Below are 19,211 nucleotides of genomic sequence, written 5' to 3' on the forward strand. Positions count from 1 at the left end.
GTTCTCCGTCGTTCCGGTAAAGCGTTCGCACTCCGTGTGCGCGCAGGGTGGCATCAATTCCGCCAAAAACCTGAAGGGCGAAGGCGACACACCGTTCAAGCACTTCGACGACACCATCTACGGCGGTGACTTCCTCGCCAACCAGACGCCCGTCAAGGCCATGTGCGAGCAGGGACCGGCCATCATCGATCTTCTGGATCGCATGGGTGTGCCGTTCAATCGCACTCCCGAGGGCCTGCTGGACTTTCGCCGTTTCGGTGGAACGCTCTATCACCGCACCGCCTTCGCCGGCGCTACCACCGGACAGCAGCTTCTTTACGCGTTGGACGAGCAGGTGCGCCGCTTCGAGTCTGAGGGCAAGGTCCAGAAGTACGAGGGCTGGGAGTTTCTGTCAGCCATCCTCGACACCAAGGGAGCCTGCCGCGGCATCGTGGCCATGAACCTTCGCTCCATGGAGCTGAAGACCTTCCCCGCCGACGCCATCATTATCTGCACCGGCGGCAATGGCGCCATCTTCGGCAAGTCCACCAACTCGGTGGTCTGCACCGGATCCGCCCAGGCTGCGCTCTATCAGCAGGGCGCCTACTACGCCAACGGCGAGTTCATCCAGGTGCACCCGACCGCCATCCCCGGTGAAGACAAGCTGCGCCTGATGTCAGAGTCGGCCCGTGGCGAAGGTGGCCGCGTATGGGTTCCGAAGGATCGGAACGACAAGCGCCAGCCGAACTCCATTCCTGAGACTGAGCGCTGGTACTTCCTGGAAGAGTGGTATCCGAAGTACGGCAACCTCGTCCCGCGTGACGTTGCGACCCGCGCCATCCACAAGGTGGTGTACGAGCATGGCATGGGCCTCGACGGCCAGCCGATGGTCTACCTCGACGTCTCGCACCTGGCGCCGGAGCGCCAGCACAAGCTCGAAGGCATTCTCGAGATCTACGAGAAGTTCGTCGGTGACGATCCGCGCAAGGTCCCGATGAAGATCTTCCCCGGCATGCACTACACCATGGGCGGCCTGTGGGTGGACTTCAACCAGATGACCAACATCCCCGGCGTCTTCGCCGCGGGTGAGGCCGACTACTCCATCCACGGCGCGAACCGCCTGGGCGCGAACTCGCTGCTCTCGTGCATCTACGGAGGTTTTGTCGCCGGACCGAAGGCAATGGAATACGCCAAGGGGCTGGCGCCGCAGGAGAGTGACGGCGGTCATGCCGCTGAGCTCATCCGCCAGCAGCAGTACAACAACATTCTGCTGAACAACCAGGGCACGGAGAATCCGTTCCAGATCTGGCGCGAGCTGGGCGACACAATGACCCGCCACGCCACGATCATCCGCTACAACGCGGGTCTTCGCGAGGCGGATCAGAAGATCGTCGAGCTGATCGAGCGCTACAAGAAGATCAACCTCTCGGACAAGAGCCAGTGGGCCAATACCAGCTTTGCCTTCGCCCGCCAGCTCTACAATATGCTGCAGCTTGCCCGCGTGATCGTTCAAGGCGCGGAGCTGCGCGACGAGAGCCGCGGCGCACACTACAAGCCGGACTTCCCGGAACGCAATGACGAGAAGTTCCTGAAAACGACCAAGGCGGTCTACGACGACAACAGCGACGCGCCGAAGTTCGAGTGGGAAGACGTTGATACCAGCCACATCAAGCCGCGGCCTCGCCGCTACGACGCCACCGCGTAAGGGAGAACAGAATGCCGACCACGATTGAAGTCGAAATCAAGCGTCAGAATGGTCCGGACGGCACAGGYGCTGTCGAGAATTTCTCGATTCCCTATCGCCCGAATATGAACATCACCTCTCTTCTGGGCGAGATCGCGCTGAATCCCGTCACCAAAGAGGGCAAGGCGACCACACCGATCACCTACGATTCGAACTGCCTGGAAGAGATCTGCGGTTCCTGCGCCATGCTGATCAATGGCAARGCCCGCATGGCGTGCTCGGCCCTGGTGGACAAGATGCTGGAAGAGGGGGGCGGTAAGATCAAGCTTGCTCCGCTGTCGAAGTTCCCCGTGGTGCGAGATCTGGCGGTCGACCGCGCTGTCCTCTTCGAGAACCTGAAGAAGGTCAAGGCGTGGGTGCCGATCGACGGTACTTACGATCTGGGCGCAGGCCCCAAACAGGCTCCGCACATCCAGGAACAACGCTATCCGCTCTCGAACTGCATCTCCTGCACCATCTGCATGGAGGTCTGCCCGCAGTTCAACGACGTAACCAACTTCGTCGGCGCGGCCACGATCGGCCAGGCCAAGCTCTTCAACATGGACCCCTCGGGTTCCGTACTGAAGGAAGAGCGCCTGCGCGCGCTCGCCGGCGACGGCGGCGTGCAGGAGTGCGGCTTCGCCCAGAACTGCGTCCAGGCCTGCCCCAAGGGGCTTCCGCTCACCGAGGCCATCAGCGATATCGGCCGCGATGTCTTCGTGCAGAAGGTCAAGGACTTCTTCCGCGCCTAGCCGACAAAAATGCAAAGGGCTGCCAGGCATGTGCCGGCAGCCCTTCGTGTTTTAACGGAGACGTTTACTTAACACCGTTCTCCGGATTCCAGGTTCCGTGCAGCTTGCGAACAAAGAGCATCTGGCCGACGTGATAGGCATTGTGTGTGCTGATGTGTGCGATGTCAGTGGCGTGCTTCTGCAGGTCCGCTTCAGAACAGCTCGCGACATAAGCCTCAAGATCCGTAAGGACCTTATCGAGGTCTTTCTGCGTCTGTGCCCAGTTGGCGGCGTTGAAAGCGTTGAAGGTCTCGTCGTTGTTGCCGTTGAACTTGGGGACGGGCTTGCCGGTCATCTTTGCAAGCTGTTCGCCGTTCCAGAAGATAAGGTGGTTGGCGAGTTGCCCGACGGAATGATTGCCGGAGCCGTCAGTCCAGGCAGCCTGCTCCGGAGTGAGCCCGGCGACTGCATCGTTAGCTGGGACAAACCATTCTTTGCTGTTGTGGGTGGATTTGAGCTGCGACAACAAAACCGAGCGCAGAGTGGGTGGAGCTTCCGGTTTCTTCGTTTGTGCCAAAGCTAAAGCCGGAGCCGCAAGAAGAGCGAGGACAAGCAGTCGTTTCATAGACACGTCCAGCGGGATTTTGAAGTACAAGGCATTCTACGCACTTCGCGAAGGTACGGTCCCCCCCAAAGCAAATGTCAGTATCGGGCAGCCGTATACACTTGTTTGCCATGAACCGCTGGCTGAACTGGACCGTGGGGCTAATCTATGTCTCAATCGTCAGCTTTGTCATTTTTTGGCTGCTAGGTGGCAGTTTGCATGGCGATGGCGGCTGGGTGGCCATGATCTTCCTCTGCACTGGATACCTGTCGACCCTGGCCACACCTGTCTGTTTCGTTCTTTTTCTTGCAACGGCTATTCGTAATAAACGGCGCGGCAAATCCTTCTGGTACGCCTGATCTTTAGCTCTTTCTTAACTGCACTAGGCGTCCCGTCATGGCGGAGATATCGCTCAGAGCGGCATCGCTGACTTCCGTTGAACGTTGCCGTCTTGCTTCGCGGATCTCGGGCTCTTTTCCTTTGATCTGATACTTCGTCTGCCGCGCGCTCGCCATTGTATTGACCCATCTCTGCGCCTCGGACTGTACGGCAGCGCTCTGTCCTCCCTGGGCCGCCTGAGCGATCACGGCGTCGGTCTGGGGCGTCTGCGCAAAGAACATCGCGGTCAGCAGCGTTGTCCTGGTCTCATCCTTCTTCGCCTTGTTGAACTCTGCCACCAGAACATCGGCCCATTTGCTTTCGGGAAGAGGGAGCAGCAGAAAAACAAGCGCCATCGGGCGCTTGAGGGTCATGTTCTGCTGGGTGAACGTCACCGTGAACTTCGGGTCGTCCAGAAGGTGCAGCGCTGCCTGGGTTACATCAGCGCCGTCGACCGCCAGGCGATGCACCATGTTGAAGTACGCCAACGGAGTGACATCAGCCAGATCCGTACTCGGAAGCGAATCGGCCACAAGCTGCTCATCGTCAGGAGAGTGGCTCATGCTCAGCAGCAGAGCGGCGCCGTCATACCGGAAAAAACGCGGTGTCGCGGAGTTCTTCAACTCCACACGCAGCATGGGCAACATCGCCGCAGGGTCGGCCTTCACGTCCTTCCAGAAGGAGTCCATCTCGGAGGCCTTCTCCTTCTGCTGTGCAGGAGTCACCAGGTGCGGGGAAAAGTTGTAGACATTGGTGACGCGGGTATGAAAATCCCGCTGGGTGGAGTCTGTCACCTGCCCCAAGGCCGGTCCGGCGATGAGACAGGCGAGCATCCATCCCATAAAAACACGTGCTCGCATTAACTTCCTCCTCACAATTAGATGCGGTACCCTAACCCTTCATCACTGAGAAACAGCATGAAAATTACAGCCGCCGCGCTTTTGACCCTCCTCGCCCTCCCCCTTTCGGCACAGGATACGCAGCCAGCCTGGGTAAAGACCTCCGACGCCTATACCCAGCTCCTGCTCGATCTGGACAAGAAATATTCGCCGGAGGAGGCCTCTGCGCAGGGCCTCTCCCAGTTCGACGCCGAGATCTCTATCCCGACACGCGCCAATGAAGACGCCAAACGCAGGGATGCGGAGGCCGTCGTGGCCAAACTCGCCGCGGCGGAAAAGACGGAGAAGGAGGAACTGGTCCGCCAGGACCTGGAAATCCTGATCGACAGCTCCGAGCGCGATTTCAAGCACGAGGACTACTCCCGTGCGCACTCCGTACCATTCATCAACGCCGCCGGATATGTCTATGGCGGGATTGAAGCTCTACTGGACGACCAGGTGGCTGCTGACCGGCGTAAAGCGGCCGTCGTCCGCCTGGCGAAGTACACCGGCCAGGTGAAAGGCTTTCAGCCGATTACGGCGATCCTGCGCCAGCGTACGGAAGAGCAGATCGCCAAGCCGAACATGATCTATCCGTCGAAGCTGCGGATGGAGACAGAACTCTCCCGTAATAAGGCTCGGATCGACGGAATCGCCGAGCTCTTCAAGAAGTACAAACTTACCGGCTGGGAGGCCAACTACGCGCTGCTGCAGAAGCAGATCGCGGATTACGATGCCTGGCTCAAGACGACGGTCCTTCCCAAGGCACGGACCGACTTCCGCCTGCAGCCGGAAGAGTATGCTCTGAACTTCGCCGATTACGGCATCGACATCTCCCCGGCCCAGATTTCCCGGATGGCTCACGCGGCATTCCTGGACTACCAGGCGCAGATGCAGCGAGTAGCTACCCGGATCGCAACGGAACAGCACCTTCCCAACTCCGACTACCGGACCGTGATTCAACAACTGAAGCAGAAGCAGCTCTCGAACGATGAGATTCTGCCGTTCTACGAAAAACGCCTGCATGCGATTGAAGAGATCATCCGGACGCAGCATCTGGTCACTCTGCCGGACCGCCCGGCGATCATCCGCCTGGGCACACCGGCCGAGTCTGTACAGCAGCCGGCGCCGCACATGGTGCCTCCTCCGTTCCTGAACAACACCGGCCAACGCGGCGTCTTCGTGCTGCCGCTCAATATGCCCGCCGCCAACGGCAACACCGCGCAGAAGGTGGACGACTATACCTACGATGCCGCGACATGGACCTTGATCGCACACGAGGCACGTCCCGGCCACGAACTCCAGTTCGACTCCATGGTGGAACACGGCGTCTCTAAGGCGCGCGCGTTGTTTGCCTTCAATTCAACGAACGCCGAAGGCTGGGGCCTCTACGCTGAATACATCACGCTGCCCCATATGCCGCTTGAGGGCCAGTTGATCAGCCTGCAGTTCCGCCTGTTGCGTGCAGCACGCGCCTTCCTGGACCCCGAACTGCAGGCCGGCAAGATCACCCCGCAGGAGGCGATGCGCGTACTTACCGAAGATGTCGGGATGTCGGTTCCCTTCGCCAACCAGGAGGTAGAGCGTTACACCTTCCGCATGCCGGGTCAGGCCAACAGCTACTTCTATGGCTATACACGCCTGCTGGAGTTGCGGAAGTCGACCGAAGCTGCACTGGGACCGAAGTTCAATGCGCAACGCTTCCACGACTTCATCCTGGCGCAGGGCCTGCTGCCTCCAGGATTGATGAAGAAGGCGGTCGAAGACCATTTCATTCCCGACGAACAGAAGCGATAGAGCATTTTCCTGTAGGTGTAGCGCAGGGCTTGTGCTTCTATGGGCGTTTTCCGTAATGAAAACGCCGCTGCACTCCTCTTCCGGAATACCCAGTGATAGGGGAAAATGCTCTAAAGCATTTTCCTGCAGGCGCTCTAGTTTGAACGATGAAGAAAGCCCCGCTCATAGCGGGGCTTCTCTCTTCTATTCGGGTTCACGCTCGTGGCGCTACGTCGTGAAGATTTACTTGGTAAAGATCTTACTCCCAGGTATCTTGCCTTCGTTCTGCTTCATGCGTTGTTGACCGCGACGAGCCGATTCCATCGCCTGCTGATCCTTCTTATTCAGGTTCTGGGTATCTCCTTCGCGATGCACGAGTGCTTCATGCGAGGGGCGGGCTGGATCTTTGGTCGAATTTACGCCGGTTCCCATAGTGAATTTACCTCTCTGGCCATACTCTGACGTCGGCGCCTTATCGGGCGTTGCCCGCAACAAAGAAAGCCCACTGGAGCATTTTCGCTGTCGCTGGGTATCCGGAAAGGGCGTGCAGCGGCGTTTTCTTTGCAGAAAACGCCCATAAGTGCGAAAGCATTACACCTTCAGGAAAAATGCTGGTCGCAGGGCTTTCCCTCTTCTATTCGGGTTCGCGCTCGCAGCGCTACTTCGTGAAGATTACTTGCTGAAGAGCCTGGTGCCGGGGATTCTTCCCTGGTTCTTCTTCATGCGTTGCTCACCGCGGCAAGCCGCTTCCATTGCCTGCTTCTTTATGTGCTCGGGCTCGTGTAAATGCTCTATATCCACGTGTTCCCTATCCACATGCTCTCTATCCACATGCTGTGTATCCACATGCTCGGTATCCACGTGTTCCCTTCCTCCGCGATGCACCAGCGCCTCGGGAGACGGGCTTGCCGGATCATTGGTCGATTTCGCGCCCATATCCATGGTGAATCACCTCTTCTAATGTGTGTTTGACGCAGGCCGAGGGGTAGAGGTCTCTAGCCATTGCGTTCCCGGAAAACGATGCCTTTCCTTTCGAACCTGGCGCACAATCCGGCATCACTTTGAATTCCGAACTCTTAGCGAGAACCGCTACCATAGAGCAGCACCGATCCAACTGCCCATGAGACTCTCTCTCCCCATCGCCATCGCTGCTGGAAGCCTGTTCCTGGTATCCACCGTTTACAGCCAGCAGACCGTAACTCGAAAGAAGGCTATGCAATCAGATCCCGCCAAAGTTCACGCCGAAGCTCTCGTCATTGACACCCACGCCGACACACCACAGCGTTTTGTCGACGAAAACTGGGATTTCTTTGAGCCGCTGAACGGCGGCATGGTGAACTACGAATCCGCTAAAAAGGGCAACCTCGACGCCGAGTTTTTCTCCATCTGGGTCGATCCATCGCAGTATCCGGCCAACCGTTCGGCGGTACGCACTCTTTCCTTGATCGACGGGGTTCTGGAACAGGTGCGCAAACACCCGGACAAGATGGCGCTGTGCCGTACACCCGACGAGATTCTCGCCGCGCATAAGGCCGGCAAGTTCGTCGCCTGCATGGGGATTGAGGGCGGCCACTCCATCGAGAACAACCTCGGCCTGCTGCGTGACTACTACCGCCTCGGGGTTCGCTACATGACCCTCACCTGGTCCAATACCAATGACTGGGCAGACTCCTCGGGCGATATCGACGACCCCACCGTAAAGCACCACAACGGGCTGACCGACTTCGGCAAACAGGTCGTCGCGGAGATGAACCGCCTGGGCATGATGGTTGACATCTCGCACGTTGCCGACAAGACCTTCTGGGACGTGGTTGAGGTCACCAAAGCTCCGCTGCTGGCATCTCACTCCTCAGCACGAGCCCTGACTCAGGCCGGTCGCAACCTTACTGACGACCAGCTTCGCGCTGTCGCAAAAACGAACGGCGTAGTGATGGTGAACCTGTTCCCTGCCTTCATCGACGAGAAGTGGAGACAGGCCTGGAACGACTGCAAGGCCGACCGCCAGAAAGAACAGGACGCACTCGAAGCCGAATACCACGCCAAAGGCATTCCAGTTCCCTACACGGCATCTGACGCGATCGATCGCAAATATGCGGCAAAGGTGGGACGCGCACCATTCGATTCGCTGATCGATCACTTTGATCACGTCATCAAGGTGGCCGGCATCGACCATGTAGGCATCGGTACTGACTTCGACGGCATTCCGCAGCCGCCTGGAGGTATCGACTCCGCAGCCGATCTGCCAAAGATTACGGCAGCCCTGATGGCCCGCGGATATACCGCGGATGACATGAAGAAACTGCTCGGCGGCAACCTGATCCGTGTCTTCCGCGAGGTTCAGGCGAAGGCCGAGCCTTCGTTTCAGTAACGTTATCTCTATCTCTTGAGTAAGTTTTCGATTAAATCCATCTAAGATCGAGATAGTTCGGGAATAGTTGCCAAGTAATCAGGCTATATTCCCGAACTAAAAAATAATCAAAAAAATTCTCTCCTTACTCTTTACAAAAGTACTAACCGAGGAGCATCGTATCCGGCGGTCTAAATGGCCACGGGTAAGTTGTCATGAAAGTTTTTCCTCGGTGTTCGTTGATTTTTGGGTTCCTTGTTCTGCTGTCCGCCTGTCTCCTGGCTCACGCGCAACACTACTCGCAGCCCGCGCTCATTCTCAAACCAGATAGGGTAGGAAATTTCCGCCCAGAGTTTGCAAACGCAGTTGCAACCGAGATACAAATTCGGCTGCGGGAAGTAAATCCCGGTCAACCTTCCCCAATCTTCTATCTCTCGCAGACTCCACCTCTGGCAGTCGATTTCCCTGAGATACTCTTCCTGCGCTTCACGGGCTCATGCGATGTGCTTCCCCAGATGCCTGCACCGCATATTCCTCGAGCGCTGGGTTCCGTCCCCTTTGTGAAAGGCGAGCCGATCAACTACATCCTGATTGATTGCGAAGAGATCGCTCTGACGATCAACGACGCGATTGCGCCGATGAAGCCGGAACAACGCATCGATGCCATGGCGAGAGCGATTTCGCGTGTCTTCCAGCACGAATATCTGCACATCCATCGCCGGACTTCACACCACGACGAGACAGGTGTCTTCGCCTCGGCTCTGTCGCGGCGTTTTCTGGTAGCCCCTGACCCTCCCACTCCACCATCTGCCACACCGACGACCGCCGTCATCGAGACCGTCGGAGCTCTCTGACACTAGGGAGTGTCATCCACCCCCCAGGGGACGAAAGTACGCCTCACCTTGTACCCTTATAGGGTGATGGTTCGTGCTTTCGTCCTTAGTGTTTCGCTCGCTGCCACCGCGTTTGCCCAGCAGCAGACGCCGACCCCGCCCAAGCCGGTCGACGATCTGCCGGACACGCCGAGCACTACCGCTCAGATCGTCCGTGACGCCATCCCGAATGGCCCCACGGCCGTCATCGATACCTCCATGGGGCGGCTGACCTGCCGTTTCTTCCAGAAGGAAGCGCCCGTCACCGTTGCCAATTTCGTCGGTCTGGCCGAAGGCACCAAAGACTGGCTCGACCCGGTCAGTCAGAAGCGCATGCACAACACGCGTTTCTACGACGGCACCACCTTTCATCGGGTGATTCCCCGGTTCATGATCCAGGGCGGCGACCGCGCCGGCAATGGCACCGGCGACCCGGGCTACTTCTTCGCCGATGAGATCACGCCGACCCTCACCTTCAACCAGCCGGGACGTCTGGCCATGGCCAATTCCGGCCCCAGCACCAATGGGAGCCAGTTCTTTATCACCGAGGCTCCGGTTATGGAACTGAATGGAAAGCACACCATCTTCGGCCAGTGCGACGAGCACTCCGTCGTTATGGTCCAGTCCATCGCCAGGGTTCCTACCAATCCCAACGACAAACCGCTGACACCGGTGACCATCAACAAGGTCACCATCGTTCCCGAAGGGCAGCCCCTGCCGCCGGATCCCATGGCGTCGCCTGCTGCCGCTCCATCCACACCGCAGACGAAATAGCTGCCCTAGGTTCCTGTATCCTGACTAGAGCATTTTTCCTGTTGCTGGGTATCCCGGAAGAAGCGTGCAGCGGCGTTTTTCATTGAGGAAAACGCCCGTAGACGCACAAGCCCCGCACTGCATCTACAGGAAAAATGCTCTACCGCAAGGAGAGAATTACACATGTCGACTCGCACCCCCGGCACGTATGCCGTTTTCAATACCTCTGAGGGAACCTTCGTCTGCAGCCTTTTCGAGAAGGACGCACCGCAGACCGTCGCCAATTTCATCGGCCTGGCCGAAGGCACCAAAGACTGGAACTCCCCTTCGAAGAAGGGCGCCAAGCTGTACGACGGCACCGTCTTCCATCGCGTGATCCCTGACTTCATGATTCAGGGCGGCGATCCCGAGGGCTCCGGTATGGGCGGTCCCGGCTACCGCTTCGCAGATGAGACCAAAGGCAGCCCGCACGGCTTCCAGGAGAAGGGCAAGCTGGCCATGGCCAATGCCGGCCCGAACACCAACGGCAGCCAGTTCTTCGTCACCGTTGCTCCCACCACCTGGCTGAACGGCCGCCACACCATCTTCGGTGAGGTTGTCGAGGGCTACGACGTTGTGGAGAAGATCAGCAAGGCCTCCACAGCCGCTATGGATCGCCCGAAGAAGGACATCACGATCGACTCCCTGCTCATCGAGCGCGTCGCCTAACCGCTGCACAGACACACGAAGGCCCGCCAGCAACGGCGGGCCTTCTTATTTTGTCTCTGATTGCTAGAGCATTTCTCCTGTAGGTGTAGTGTAGGGATTCGTTATCTATGGGCGTTTTCCATAATGAAAACGCCGCTGCACTCCACTTCCGGGCTACCCAGCAACAGGAGAAATGCTCTAGGCCATGCCGATCACGTCACACAGCTCTTTTACGGCATCCGCACTGCGGTTCAGCGCAGCCTGCTCCTCGGGCGTGAGCTTGATCTCGATGATCTGTTCCATGCCCTTCTCGCCGAGCTTGACCGGAACACCGACGTACAGACCATTGATGCCGTATTCGCCCTGCAGATAGACCGCGCAAGGCAGGATCTTTTTCTTGTCCTTCAGAATGGCTTCCACCATCTCCACTGCGGCGGCAGAAGGAGCGTAGTACGCCGAGCCGGTTTTGAGATGCTTGACGATCTCCGCACCACCATCGCGCGTCCGCTGCACCAGGGCCTCCAGACGGTCCGGAGCGATGAGTTCTGTGATCGGGATGCCGGCGACGGTGGAGTAACGCGGAAGCGGCACCATGGTGTCACCATGACCACCAAGGACGAACGCCGTAACGTTCTCGACGGAGACATGCAGCTCTTCCGCAATGAAGGTCCGGAAGCGAGCCGAGTCCAGAACACCCGCCATGCCGATCACGCGTTCGCGGGGGAAACCACTTTGTTTGAAGGCCGTCTGTGCCATGGCGTCGAGCGGATTTGAGACAACGACCAGGATGCTGTTGGGCGAGCCGGCGGCAACTTTCGTCACCACGTCGCTCATGATCTTGAAGTTAGTCTGCAGCAGGTCATCTCGGCTCATGCCCGGCTTACGGGGAATGCCTGCCGTAATCACGACGACATCGGAGTTTGCCGTCTCCGCATAGTCGTTTGTACCGATGATGGAGCAGTCGCGTTTCTCGATCGGCATGGCCTCCAGAAGGTCCAGAGCCTTGCCCTGTGGAATGCCTTCGGTCACATCGAGCAGCACCACATCACCGAGTTCTTTTCCTACGATCCAGTTTGCAGCCGTTGCGCCTACGTTCCCTGCTCCAACAATCGTGATTTTTTTCCGCACGCAGAAACCCCTCCGGTCCTCTCGGCCAACACCCTACCATTCTCAAGCCTTGAAGTCCAAAAGGGGTTGCGGTTCGCTTAGAGCATTTTTCCTGTTACTGGGTATCCCGGAAGGGGCGTGCAGTGGCGTTTTCATTGAGGGAAAACGCCCATAGATGCACAAGCCCGCACTACACCTACAGGGAAAATGCTCTATCCGATGCGGAGCGCGGTGCGCGCCTGCGCCGTGATCTGGTCCAGCAACGCCGGCTCCTGATCGAGCTTCTTGCCGAACGATGGAATCAGCTCCGCGAGCCTTGTCTTCGCCAGCTCCGGCTTGATGACCGTAATCCCCTTCTGCAGCATGCCCAGCATGATACTGACCGCGGTCGAGGCACCGGGCGATGCACCCAGCAGTGCCGCAATGGAGCCCTCGTTGTCACGAATGACCTCGGTGCCGAACTCGAGCACACCGCCCTTCTCCGCATGCGACTTGATGATCTGCACTCGCTGTCCTGCGATCGCCAGCTCCCAGTCTTCCAGGCGGGCATTGGGAACGAACTTGCGCAGGCTCTTCAGGCGGTCCTGCGGAGACTGCATGACCTCTTTCACCAGATACTTGGTGAGGTCGACGTTATCGAGACCGGCCTTGATCATCGGATACAGGTTGCTGGGCCTCACCGACTTGATCATGTCCAGATACGATCCGTGCTTCAGGAACTTGGTCGTGAAGCCCGCGTACGGCCCGAAGAGCAGCTCTTTCTTGCCGCCGGTCATGCGCATGTCGAGGTGGGGCCATGGAGCGGCTCATATCGCGGCCCTCCATCATCAGCGGAATCCACTCAGCGATCTTGGCCTTGTCCTCGGTGTACTCCATATCGCGGAAGAGCAGGTTCTTGCTTAGCGCCTCGTACCGCTTGCGCAGGAAGCTGACGCTTTTGTCCGTCGTAACGAAGCTAAGATGAGGCACCTTGGTGATGAACTCGTGCGGGCAGGTAATCTTTCCCTGCTCAACCAGATACGTCCAGAACTGCAGCGATTCCTGGAACTGCTGGTTGATCTGGATGGCCTTGGAGATGCTTACTGAGCCGTCCGACTTCTGCGGCGTGTAGTTCAGCTCGCAGAACGCGGAGTGGCCCGTGCCGGCGTTGTTCCAGGCATCGCTGCTCTCGGCCGCCACGCGGTCCAGGCTCTCGAAACAGACGATTGACAGCGATGGATCAACCTGGCGCAGCAGCGTTCCCAGCGTCGCCGACATCACACCGGCGCCAATCAACACGACGTCTACCCGCTCCCGCGGGGCAATTTCAATCGACATTTGTATCCCTTAAGACAAAGGCGCGCCCTGCTTGCTGCAAGGCGCGCCGGTTAAGAGCGTTTCCTCGTTGCTGGATATCCCGGGAGAGCGCACAACGACGTTTTCATTGCGGAAAACGCCCCAAGGATGCAGAAGCCCTACTGTACTCCCACGAGGAAACGCTCCAGAGCTAACGGAGAACGTTTAAGCTTACTTGCTGGCGACCTTGTCCATGTTCTCGATCATGCGGGTGGCGAACTCACTGGTCTTCACCTTGGTCGCACCCTCCATCTGACGCTCGAAGTCGTAGGTCACGAACTTCTGCTTGATGGTCTCTTCCATGGAGTTCTCGATCAGACGAGCAGCTTCCGTCCAACCCAGAAAGTCGAACATCATCACGCCAGAGAGCATTACGCTGCCGGGATTGATGACGTCCTTGTCCGCATACTTCGGTGCCGTACCGTGGGTCGCCTCGAAGACGGCGTAGCCATCACCGATGTTGGCGCCCGGAGCGATGCCCAGACCGCCGACCTGCGCCGCGGCAGCGTCGGAGATATAGTCGCCGTTCAGGTTCGTCGTCGCGAGGACTTGATAGTCGCTGGGACGGATGATGATCTGCTGGAAGATCGAGTCGGCGATACGATCGTTCACCATGATCTTCGACTTCCACTTGCCGCCGCCGTGCGATGCGCCGATCTCGGCCAGTACCTGCTTGACCTCGGCAATAACGCTGTCGCCGAACTCCTTCGGAGCAAACTCGATGCCCGGCTCGACCAGGGCAGCGTTCTCCTCCGGTGTGAGATTGGGGTTGGCGTCCAGGTTGCCCAGGATCCAGCTCTCACGCTCTGTGACAGTCTGGTCACGGAACTCCTGCGTGGCGACCTCGTAGCCCCACTCACGGAAGGCGCCCTCGGTGAACTTCTGGATGTTGCCCTTGTGCACCAGCGTGACCGTCTTAAGGCCATTCTTGATGGCGTAGTCGATGGCCGCGCGCACCAGGCGCTTGGAACCGGTGATGGAGATGGGCTTCACGCCTACGCCTGAATCCAGGCGAACCTTCTTCTTACTGCCCTTCAGCATCTCGTCGTTCACGAAGCTGACGAACTTCTGGGCCTCGGGCGTTCCCTCGCGGAACTCAATGCCGGCGTAGATGTCCTCGGTGTTCTCACGGAAGATCACGATGTTGCACTTCTCAGGGTGCTTCACCGGGCTGGGCACACCAGTGTAGTACTTCACCGGACGGACGCAGCTATACAGATCCATCAACTGACGCAAAGCCACGTTCAGCGAGCGGATACCGCCGCCTACCGGAGTCGTCAGCGGTCCCTTGATTGAGACGCGGTAGTCAACAGTCGCCTTCACGGTGTCATCGGGCAGCCAGTTGCTGGTCTGGCGATAGCTCTTCTCACCGGCCAGAACCTCATACCACTTCACCTGACGCTTGCCGCCGTATGCCTTCTCTACGGCTGCATCGAACACACGCTGTGAGGCCTTCCAGATATCGCGGCCGGTACCGTCACCCTCGATAAACGGAATGATGGGCTTGTCGGGCACGATGTATTTGCCATCGACGTACTGAATCGCCTCGCCGTCCTTAGGGACCGCAATACCGTTGTAGCTCTCTTGCATGATCAGGATTCTCCGGTGAAATTTGTGCACTTCAAAGGTATCACCGGCGAAGAGGGGTATGCAAAATTCGCACAAAGAATTCGATTATCGCGCAACCTGCCAGAGCCAGAGAGCCTACAGAAACGATGGGGCGAGAAGCAGATTTCTCCGCTCCCTTCGGTCGCTACGAAATGACAAACAAAGAAGACGCCCGGCCGAAGCCGGGCGTCTCTGTCTGATCTGCGGCAGTTTTAGAACTGGCCCCACAGAAGCTGGTTGTACACGTCGTGGTGGAACTGCACTTCGCTGCTCTTCACGATGGTGCCCAGCAGGCGCGGGCAACGATCGGCCGCAGCCTGTTTCAGGTCCGCATAGCGGGCCTTCACATCCTCGCCCAGCAGGGTGCTGGTCCACTCCGCATTACGGAAGTTGTCGAGCGCCGTGTAGATGTTGTCCGGCAGGTAACGCTCGGCCTGACGAAGGTTCTTGATCTTCGAGATGTCGCCCTCAAGGCCGGTCTTGAAGCAGGAGAGCAGCACGGCGTAGGGGTTGGCATCCGGTCCCACCGAACGAACCTCGACGCGGGCCGACTTCTCGTTGCCGATCGGGATACGGACCATCGATCCGCGGTCGGTCGCCGAAGCCTTGATCTGGTTCGGAGCTTCGAAGTGCGGATCAAGACGGCGATAGGAGTTCACGCTGGCATTCAGCAGAAGGCAGATGTCGTTGCCGTGGGTGAGGATGCGGTCAACGAACTTCCACGCCATGGCCGAGATCTTCTCCTGTCCCTTTGGATCCCAGAACAGGTTCTTGCCGCCCTTGGTGATGGAGATGTTGGTGTGCATGCCGCTGCCGTTGACGCCGGTCACCGGCTTGGGCAGGAAGCTGGCCGTCATGCCCATCTGGGTAGCGACCTGGCGGCAGATCAGCTTGTAGAGCTGGATCTGGTCGGCGGCTGCAACGACTTCGCCGTAGGTGTAGTTGATCTCGAACTGCGAAGGCGCAACCTCGGGGTGGTCCTTCTCGTTCTCGAAGCCCATCGCACGCTGAACCTCGGCGGTGGTATCGATGAACTCACGCAGCGGATCGCCGGGCAGCGAGTGGTAGTAGCCGCCCTGGTTGACGTACTCGAACTTGCCGGTCTGGTGGAAGGCGCGCTCTGCGTCCACGCCCTCGAAGAGGAAGCCCTCGATCTCGTTGGCGGCGTTCAGGGTGTAGCCGTTCTTCTGGAACTGTTCCTTCGCGAAGGCCTTCAGCACGCCGCGCAGGTCGGCGGAGTAGGTGCCGCCGTTCTTGTCGATCACTTCACCGAAGACGATGACCTTGCCTGGCCCGAAGATGTCGGCCGGGGTCCAGTAGAAGGCGCTCCAGTCAATGCCAAGGCGGAGATCGGACTCACGCTGCGCGGTAAAGCCGCGGATCGACGAACCGTCGAAGGTCAGGTTGTCGTAGCTCTTAACCAGGAACTTCTTGTCATAATCCAGCGTGTGCAGGCGGCCTTCCAGATCGCTGAAGACCACGGTGACAGCCTTGATGCGCTTTTCATCGGTCAGATACTTCAGACGCTCTTCCTGAATAACGTCGGCCGCCACGCGCTTCTTGCGCTGCTCTTTGGCTGCGAGGTTCAGGTCTTCGAGCTCCGCGTAGCTGAGCTCCAGAAAATCACGGTATTCGCCGGACATACGACTCCTTCTAGTCTCCTGCGCCAACGGCCACAGCCGCCGCAGGTAAAGCGTGAATTGTGTTGGGAGAAACCCTGAAGGCCGGGCGTCGTGGCCCGTCCTCGCTTCAAAGCTATCAGAAATCAAGACTCGATTTATAGTCCTTTCGCTCGAATCTGAGAAACTGGAGGGAGCTATGAAGTCGACCCGTACCGCACTGATCCAGATGTCCTGCGTCGCCTCCACCGATGCCAACCTCGAGAAGGCCGCCTCGCTCGTTGTTGAAGCCGCCAGAGAAGGCGCCCAGCTGATCTGCCTGCCGGAGCTTTTCCGCGCCCAGTACTTCTGTCAGCGTGAAGACCACGCCCTGTTTTCTATCGCCGAATCGATCCCCGGCCCCTCGACAGAGCGCCTGTCGGCCATCGTCCGCGAACACAAGGTCACTATCGTGGCCTCGCTCTTCGAGCGCCGCGCTCCCGGTCTGTATCACAACACCGCTGCCATCCTGGACCCGGCCTCGACGGCCGAACACAACATTCAGGACATCTACCGCAAGATGCATATCCCGGATGACCCGCTCTACTACGAAAAGTTCTACTTCACTCCGGGAGATTTGGGTTTCAAGGCCATGAAGACCTCCGCCGGGCATATCGGCACGCTGGTCTGCTGGGACCAGTGGTATCCGGAGGGCGCCCGCATCACCGCGCTGCAGGGAGCGAACATCCTCTTCTACCCCACCGCCATTGGCTGGCATCCCAGCGAGAAGGAAGAGTTCGGTACGGCACAGTACGATGCCTGGCAGACCATTCAGCGCGCCCATGCTATCGCGAACGGCGTCTTCGTCTGCTCAGTGAACCGCGTAGGGCACGAACAGGGCGACGTCAACGGCATCAAGGGACCCGAAGGCGCAGGTCTCGAGTTCTGGGGCGGCAGCTTCATTGCCGATCCCTTCGGCCGCATCCTGAAGCAGGCTGCACACGATGAGGAAGACATCCTGATCGCCGATCTCGATCCGCAGCTGGTCGAGGTGACGCGCCAGCACTGGCCCTTCCTCCGTGACCGCCGCATCGACGCCTACGGCAACATAACCAGCCGGTTTATCGACTAGGACCGCTATGTTGAGTCTGGAAAGTCCGCGCTGGGCGAACCTGACACACGCATATGGAAATGCTTCCGACATCCCACAGCTTCTGGGAGCGTTGGGAGCATTTCCAACGTCTGAGGGGCAAGAAGAACCCTGGTTTTCAATTTGGAGTTCACTTGCCCACCAAGGTGATGTGTACGACGCCTCATTTGCCGCTGTACCCCACGTCATTGCGCTACTAGAGTCCGATCCATTGCAAACCCCATCGATTTTTTTCTCTTCCCGACATGGGTGGAGATTTGCCGCCAGAAAGCCGCTATGGATGTACCTCTCGATCTGAAAGAGGACTATTTTGGGGCAATCGCGAAACTGTCCGAGATTTCAGGTAAAACACATTCGCGCAATTTCGATTCGTCACAACTTGTCTATGTACTCGCGGCGTTCGCAATTTCCAAAGGGAACGCAGCACTGAGCGAAGCAATCCTTGAGCTGACACCTGACGTCTTGCACGATTTCCGGGACTGGATCGAGTCACGCTAGTCCGTAGAATTGAAAAAGGAAAGAATGACAACACCCCGCGAAAAGAACTTCCGCATGCCCGCCGAGTGGGCTCCCCATACCTCGACCTGGATTGCCTGGCCGCATAACGCCGAGGACTGGCCGGACAAGTTCCTGCCAATTCCCTGGGTCTATGCCGAGATCGTCCGTCACCTCTCGCGGGTGGAGGACGTTAACATCCTGGTCAACGACACCGCCGCCGAAAAGCGTGCGCGTAACATCCTGCGCCGCGCCGGGGCAAACCTCGCCCGGCTACACTTCCATCTCTGGAAGACCGACCGTGTCTGGCTGCGTGATTCCGGTCCGATCTTCGTGAAGAACCCGAAGGGCGAACTTGCCATCACCAACTGGAGGTTCAACGCCTGGGCCAAATATCCCAACTGGCACAACGATGACCGCATCCCGGGACAGGTCGCCGAGCTCTACGATATGCCGGCCTTCGAACCCCACGTTGGAACGCATCGCCTGGTGCTTGAGGGTGGCTCCATTGACACCAACGGTGAGGGCATCCTGCTCACCACTGAGGAATGCTTGCTCTCCGAGGTGCAGCAGCGCAACCCTGGCATCTCTCGCGAGCAACTGGAGCAGGCCTTCCAGGAGTACCTGGGCATCGAGCAGGTGGTCTGGCTCAACCGCGGCTGCGCCGGCGACGACACGCATGGCCACATCGACGATATCTCCCGCTTTGTCGGAACGAACACCATCGTCACCACCGTGGAGCACAACACCCACGACGAGAATCATCTTCCATTGGCCGAGAACCTTGATCGCCTGCGCAGCGCGAGGAATCTGAAGGGTGAGCCCTTCCAGATCATTGAATTGCCCATGCCGTCGCCGGTCCTCTTCGAAGGTCAGCGCCTGCCCGCCAGCTACGCCAACTTTTACATCGCGAACAACCTGGTGCTGGTGCCCACGTTCAATGACAAGAATGATCGCATTGCGCTCAATACGCTCGCAGACTGCTTCCCTGATCGCGAAGTCGTGGGGATCCACTGCGGCGACTTCATCTGGGGTCTGGGTGCGCTGCACTGCATGACACAGCAGGAACCCGCCTAACTCTACCGCCGGAGACCCGATGCCCGACTTTCGCGCCAAGCTGACCGACTACCTCCACGTGAATGCCCAGCCGCAGCACAAGTACGGGCATCAGCCACGGCTCTATGCGCTGA

General features: G+C 58.6%; 19 protein-coding genes and 1 pseudogene. 11 read left to right on the forward strand and 9 right to left on the reverse strand.

The window, feature by feature from the left end; translation table 11 throughout:
- The coding region (gene sdhA, locus AB4043_RS01795) for a succinate dehydrogenase flavoprotein subunit (protein ID WP_442306394.1) at positions 1-1,684 on the forward strand (1,684 nt) is incomplete at its 5' end.
- A gap of 11 nt (positions 1,685-1,695) precedes the next feature.
- Positions 1,696-2,454 carry a succinate dehydrogenase iron-sulfur subunit gene (sdhB, locus tag AB4043_RS01800; RefSeq protein WP_442299903.1) on the forward strand — a complete coding sequence of 253 codons (759 nt, stop codon included), beginning with the start codon at positions 1,696-1,698 and terminating at the stop codon, positions 2,452-2,454.
- Positions 2,455-2,518: 64 nt separating this feature from the next.
- Here sdhB and AB4043_RS01805 read toward each other — a convergent pair whose 3' ends face one another.
- Positions 2,519-3,058 (reverse strand): DinB family protein, encoded by a 540-nt coding sequence (locus AB4043_RS01805; RefSeq protein ID WP_442299904.1) that lies wholly within the window; start codon positions 3,056-3,058, stop codon positions 2,519-2,521.
- A gap of 110 nt (positions 3,059-3,168) precedes the next feature.
- Between AB4043_RS01805 and AB4043_RS01810 the strand changes: the two genes are divergently transcribed.
- A complete protein-coding gene (locus tag AB4043_RS01810) occupies positions 3,169-3,396 on the forward strand; it encodes a hypothetical protein (RefSeq protein ID WP_442299905.1) in 228 nt (75 codons plus the stop codon).
- Positions 3,397-3,399: 3 nt separating this feature from the next.
- Here AB4043_RS01810 and AB4043_RS01815 read toward each other — a convergent pair whose 3' ends face one another.
- Positions 3,400-4,275: a hypothetical protein gene (locus AB4043_RS01815; protein ID WP_442299906.1), complete on the reverse strand. Its 876-nt coding sequence runs from the start codon at positions 4,273-4,275 to the stop codon at positions 3,400-3,402.
- Between the two features lie 57 nt (positions 4,276-4,332).
- On the opposite strand from AB4043_RS01815, the gene AB4043_RS01820 reads away from it, so the two are divergent.
- Entirely contained in the window at positions 4,333-6,090 is a 1,758-nt protein-coding gene (locus tag AB4043_RS01820) for a DUF885 domain-containing protein (RefSeq protein ID WP_442299907.1), read from the forward strand.
- 222 nt (positions 6,091-6,312) lie between these two features.
- Here AB4043_RS01820 and AB4043_RS01825 read toward each other — a convergent pair whose 3' ends face one another.
- Together AB4043_RS01825 and AB4043_RS01830 are read right to left on the reverse strand one after the other, a co-directional pair.
- Positions 6,313-6,501, reverse strand: a complete 189-nt coding sequence (locus AB4043_RS01825; protein ID WP_442299908.1) for a hypothetical protein — start codon at positions 6,499-6,501, stop codon at positions 6,313-6,315.
- A 240-nt stretch (positions 6,502-6,741) separates the two neighbouring features.
- Positions 6,742-7,011, reverse strand: coding sequence for a hypothetical protein (locus tag AB4043_RS01830; protein WP_442299909.1), 270 nt, complete (start codon positions 7,009-7,011; stop codon positions 6,742-6,744).
- A gap of 178 nt (positions 7,012-7,189) precedes the next feature.
- On the opposite strand from AB4043_RS01830, the gene AB4043_RS01835 reads away from it, so the two are divergent.
- From AB4043_RS01835 to AB4043_RS01850, 4 genes are all read left to right on the forward strand, one after another.
- Positions 7,190-8,437, forward strand: coding sequence for a dipeptidase (locus AB4043_RS01835; protein ID WP_442299910.1), 1,248 nt, complete (start codon positions 7,190-7,192; stop codon positions 8,435-8,437).
- A 494-nt stretch (positions 8,438-8,931) separates the two neighbouring features.
- Complete coding sequence (locus AB4043_RS01840; protein WP_442299911.1) at positions 8,932-9,270, forward strand: hypothetical protein; 339 nt, start codon at positions 8,932-8,934, stop codon at positions 9,268-9,270.
- Between the two features lie 66 nt (positions 9,271-9,336).
- Positions 9,337-10,062 (forward strand): peptidylprolyl isomerase, encoded by a 726-nt coding sequence (locus tag AB4043_RS01845; RefSeq protein WP_442300315.1) that lies wholly within the window; start codon positions 9,337-9,339, stop codon positions 10,060-10,062.
- A gap of 162 nt (positions 10,063-10,224) precedes the next feature.
- A complete protein-coding gene (locus AB4043_RS01850) occupies positions 10,225-10,749 on the forward strand; it encodes a peptidylprolyl isomerase (RefSeq protein WP_442299912.1) in 525 nt (174 codons plus the stop codon).
- 177 nt (positions 10,750-10,926) lie between these two features.
- Here AB4043_RS01850 and mdh read toward each other — a convergent pair whose 3' ends face one another.
- The 5 genes and pseudogenes from mdh to AB4043_RS01875 form a co-directional block, all read right to left on the reverse strand.
- On the reverse strand, positions 10,927-11,856 hold the full coding sequence (mdh, locus tag AB4043_RS01855; RefSeq protein WP_442299913.1) for a malate dehydrogenase: 930 nt from the start codon (positions 11,854-11,856) through the stop codon (positions 10,927-10,929).
- Between the two features lie 191 nt (positions 11,857-12,047).
- Positions 12,048-12,617, reverse strand: coding sequence for a malate:quinone oxidoreductase (locus tag AB4043_RS01860; protein ID WP_442306395.1), 570 nt, complete (start codon positions 12,615-12,617; stop codon positions 12,048-12,050).
- 64 nt (positions 12,618-12,681) lie between these two features.
- A pseudogene (locus AB4043_RS01865) lies at positions 12,682-13,152 on the reverse strand (malate:quinone oxidoreductase); the annotation flags it as partial.
- Between the two features lie 189 nt (positions 13,153-13,341).
- On the reverse strand, positions 13,342-14,760 hold the full coding sequence (locus AB4043_RS01870) for an NADP-dependent isocitrate dehydrogenase (RefSeq protein ID WP_442299915.1): 1,419 nt from the start codon (positions 14,758-14,760) through the stop codon (positions 13,342-13,344).
- Positions 14,761-14,990: 230 nt separating this feature from the next.
- The gene (locus AB4043_RS01875; RefSeq protein ID WP_442299916.1) at positions 14,991-16,421 is read right to left on the reverse strand and encodes a glutamine synthetase family protein; all 1,431 of its coding nucleotides are present in this window, start codon (positions 16,419-16,421) and stop codon (positions 14,991-14,993) included.
- A gap of 175 nt (positions 16,422-16,596) precedes the next feature.
- Between AB4043_RS01875 and AB4043_RS01880 the strand changes: the two genes are divergently transcribed.
- The 3 genes from AB4043_RS01880 to AB4043_RS01890 all read left to right on the forward strand — a co-directional run bounded on the left by AB4043_RS01880 (position 16,597) and on the right by AB4043_RS01890 (position 19,098).
- Positions 16,597-17,508, forward strand: coding sequence for a carbon-nitrogen hydrolase (locus AB4043_RS01880; protein WP_442299917.1), 912 nt, complete (start codon positions 16,597-16,599; stop codon positions 17,506-17,508).
- A 294-nt stretch (positions 17,509-17,802) separates the two neighbouring features.
- Positions 17,803-18,024 (forward strand): hypothetical protein, encoded by a 222-nt coding sequence (locus AB4043_RS01885; protein ID WP_442299918.1) that lies wholly within the window; start codon positions 17,803-17,805, stop codon positions 18,022-18,024.
- A gap of 24 nt (positions 18,025-18,048) precedes the next feature.
- Positions 18,049-19,098 carry an agmatine deiminase family protein gene (locus AB4043_RS01890; protein ID WP_442299919.1) on the forward strand — a complete coding sequence of 350 codons (1,050 nt, stop codon included), beginning with the start codon at positions 18,049-18,051 and terminating at the stop codon, positions 19,096-19,098.
- The last annotated feature ends 113 nt before the right edge of the window (positions 19,099-19,211 follow it).

The organism is Terriglobus sp. YAF25 (genome assembly GCF_052113305.1).
Taxonomy (GTDB): domain Bacteria; phylum Acidobacteriota; class Terriglobia; order Terriglobales; family Acidobacteriaceae; genus Terriglobus.

What these genes read in the sequence shown, in the direction of transcription:
- AB4043_RS01805 (WP_442299904.1), bottom strand. Translation starts at nt 3,058, where the DNA reads ATGAAACGACTGCTTGTCCTCGCTCTTCTTGCGGCTCCGGCTTTAGCT.
- AB4043_RS01810 (WP_442299905.1), top strand. Translation starts at nt 3,169, where the DNA reads ATGAACCGCTGGCTGAACTGGACCGTGGGGCTAATCTATGTCTCAATC.
- AB4043_RS01815 (WP_442299906.1), bottom strand. Translation starts at nt 4,275, where the DNA reads ATGCGAGCACGTGTTTTTATGGGATGGATGCTCGCCTGTCTCATCGCC.
- AB4043_RS01820 (WP_442299907.1), top strand. Translation starts at nt 4,333, where the DNA reads ATGAAAATTACAGCCGCCGCGCTTTTGACCCTCCTCGCCCTCCCCCTT.
- AB4043_RS01825 (WP_442299908.1), bottom strand. Translation starts at nt 6,501, where the DNA reads ATGGGAACCGGCGTAAATTCGACCAAAGATCCAGCCCGCCCCTCGCAT.
- AB4043_RS01830 (WP_442299909.1), bottom strand. Translation starts at nt 7,011, where the DNA reads ATGGATATGGGCGCGAAATCGACCAATGATCCGGCAAGCCCGTCTCCC.
- AB4043_RS01835 (WP_442299910.1), top strand. Translation starts at nt 7,190, where the DNA reads ATGAGACTCTCTCTCCCCATCGCCATCGCTGCTGGAAGCCTGTTCCTG.
- AB4043_RS01840 (WP_442299911.1), top strand. Translation starts at nt 8,932, where the DNA reads ATGCCTGCACCGCATATTCCTCGAGCGCTGGGTTCCGTCCCCTTTGTG.
- AB4043_RS01845 (WP_442300315.1), top strand. Translation starts at nt 9,337, where the DNA reads ATGGTTCGTGCTTTCGTCCTTAGTGTTTCGCTCGCTGCCACCGCGTTT.
- AB4043_RS01850 (WP_442299912.1), top strand. Translation starts at nt 10,225, where the DNA reads ATGTCGACTCGCACCCCCGGCACGTATGCCGTTTTCAATACCTCTGAG.
- AB4043_RS01860 (WP_442306395.1), bottom strand. Translation starts at nt 12,617, where the DNA reads ATGCGCATGACCGGCGGCAAGAAAGAGCTGCTCTTCGGGCCGTACGCG.
- AB4043_RS01870 (WP_442299915.1), bottom strand. Translation starts at nt 14,760, where the DNA reads ATGCAAGAGAGCTACAACGGTATTGCGGTCCCTAAGGACGGCGAGGCG.
- AB4043_RS01875 (WP_442299916.1), bottom strand. Translation starts at nt 16,421, where the DNA reads ATGTCCGGCGAATACCGTGATTTTCTGGAGCTCAGCTACGCGGAGCTC.
- AB4043_RS01880 (WP_442299917.1), top strand. Translation starts at nt 16,597, where the DNA reads ATGAAGTCGACCCGTACCGCACTGATCCAGATGTCCTGCGTCGCCTCC.
- AB4043_RS01885 (WP_442299918.1), top strand. Translation starts at nt 17,803, where the DNA reads ATGGATGTACCTCTCGATCTGAAAGAGGACTATTTTGGGGCAATCGCG.
- AB4043_RS01890 (WP_442299919.1), top strand. Translation starts at nt 18,049, where the DNA reads ATGACAACACCCCGCGAAAAGAACTTCCGCATGCCCGCCGAGTGGGCT.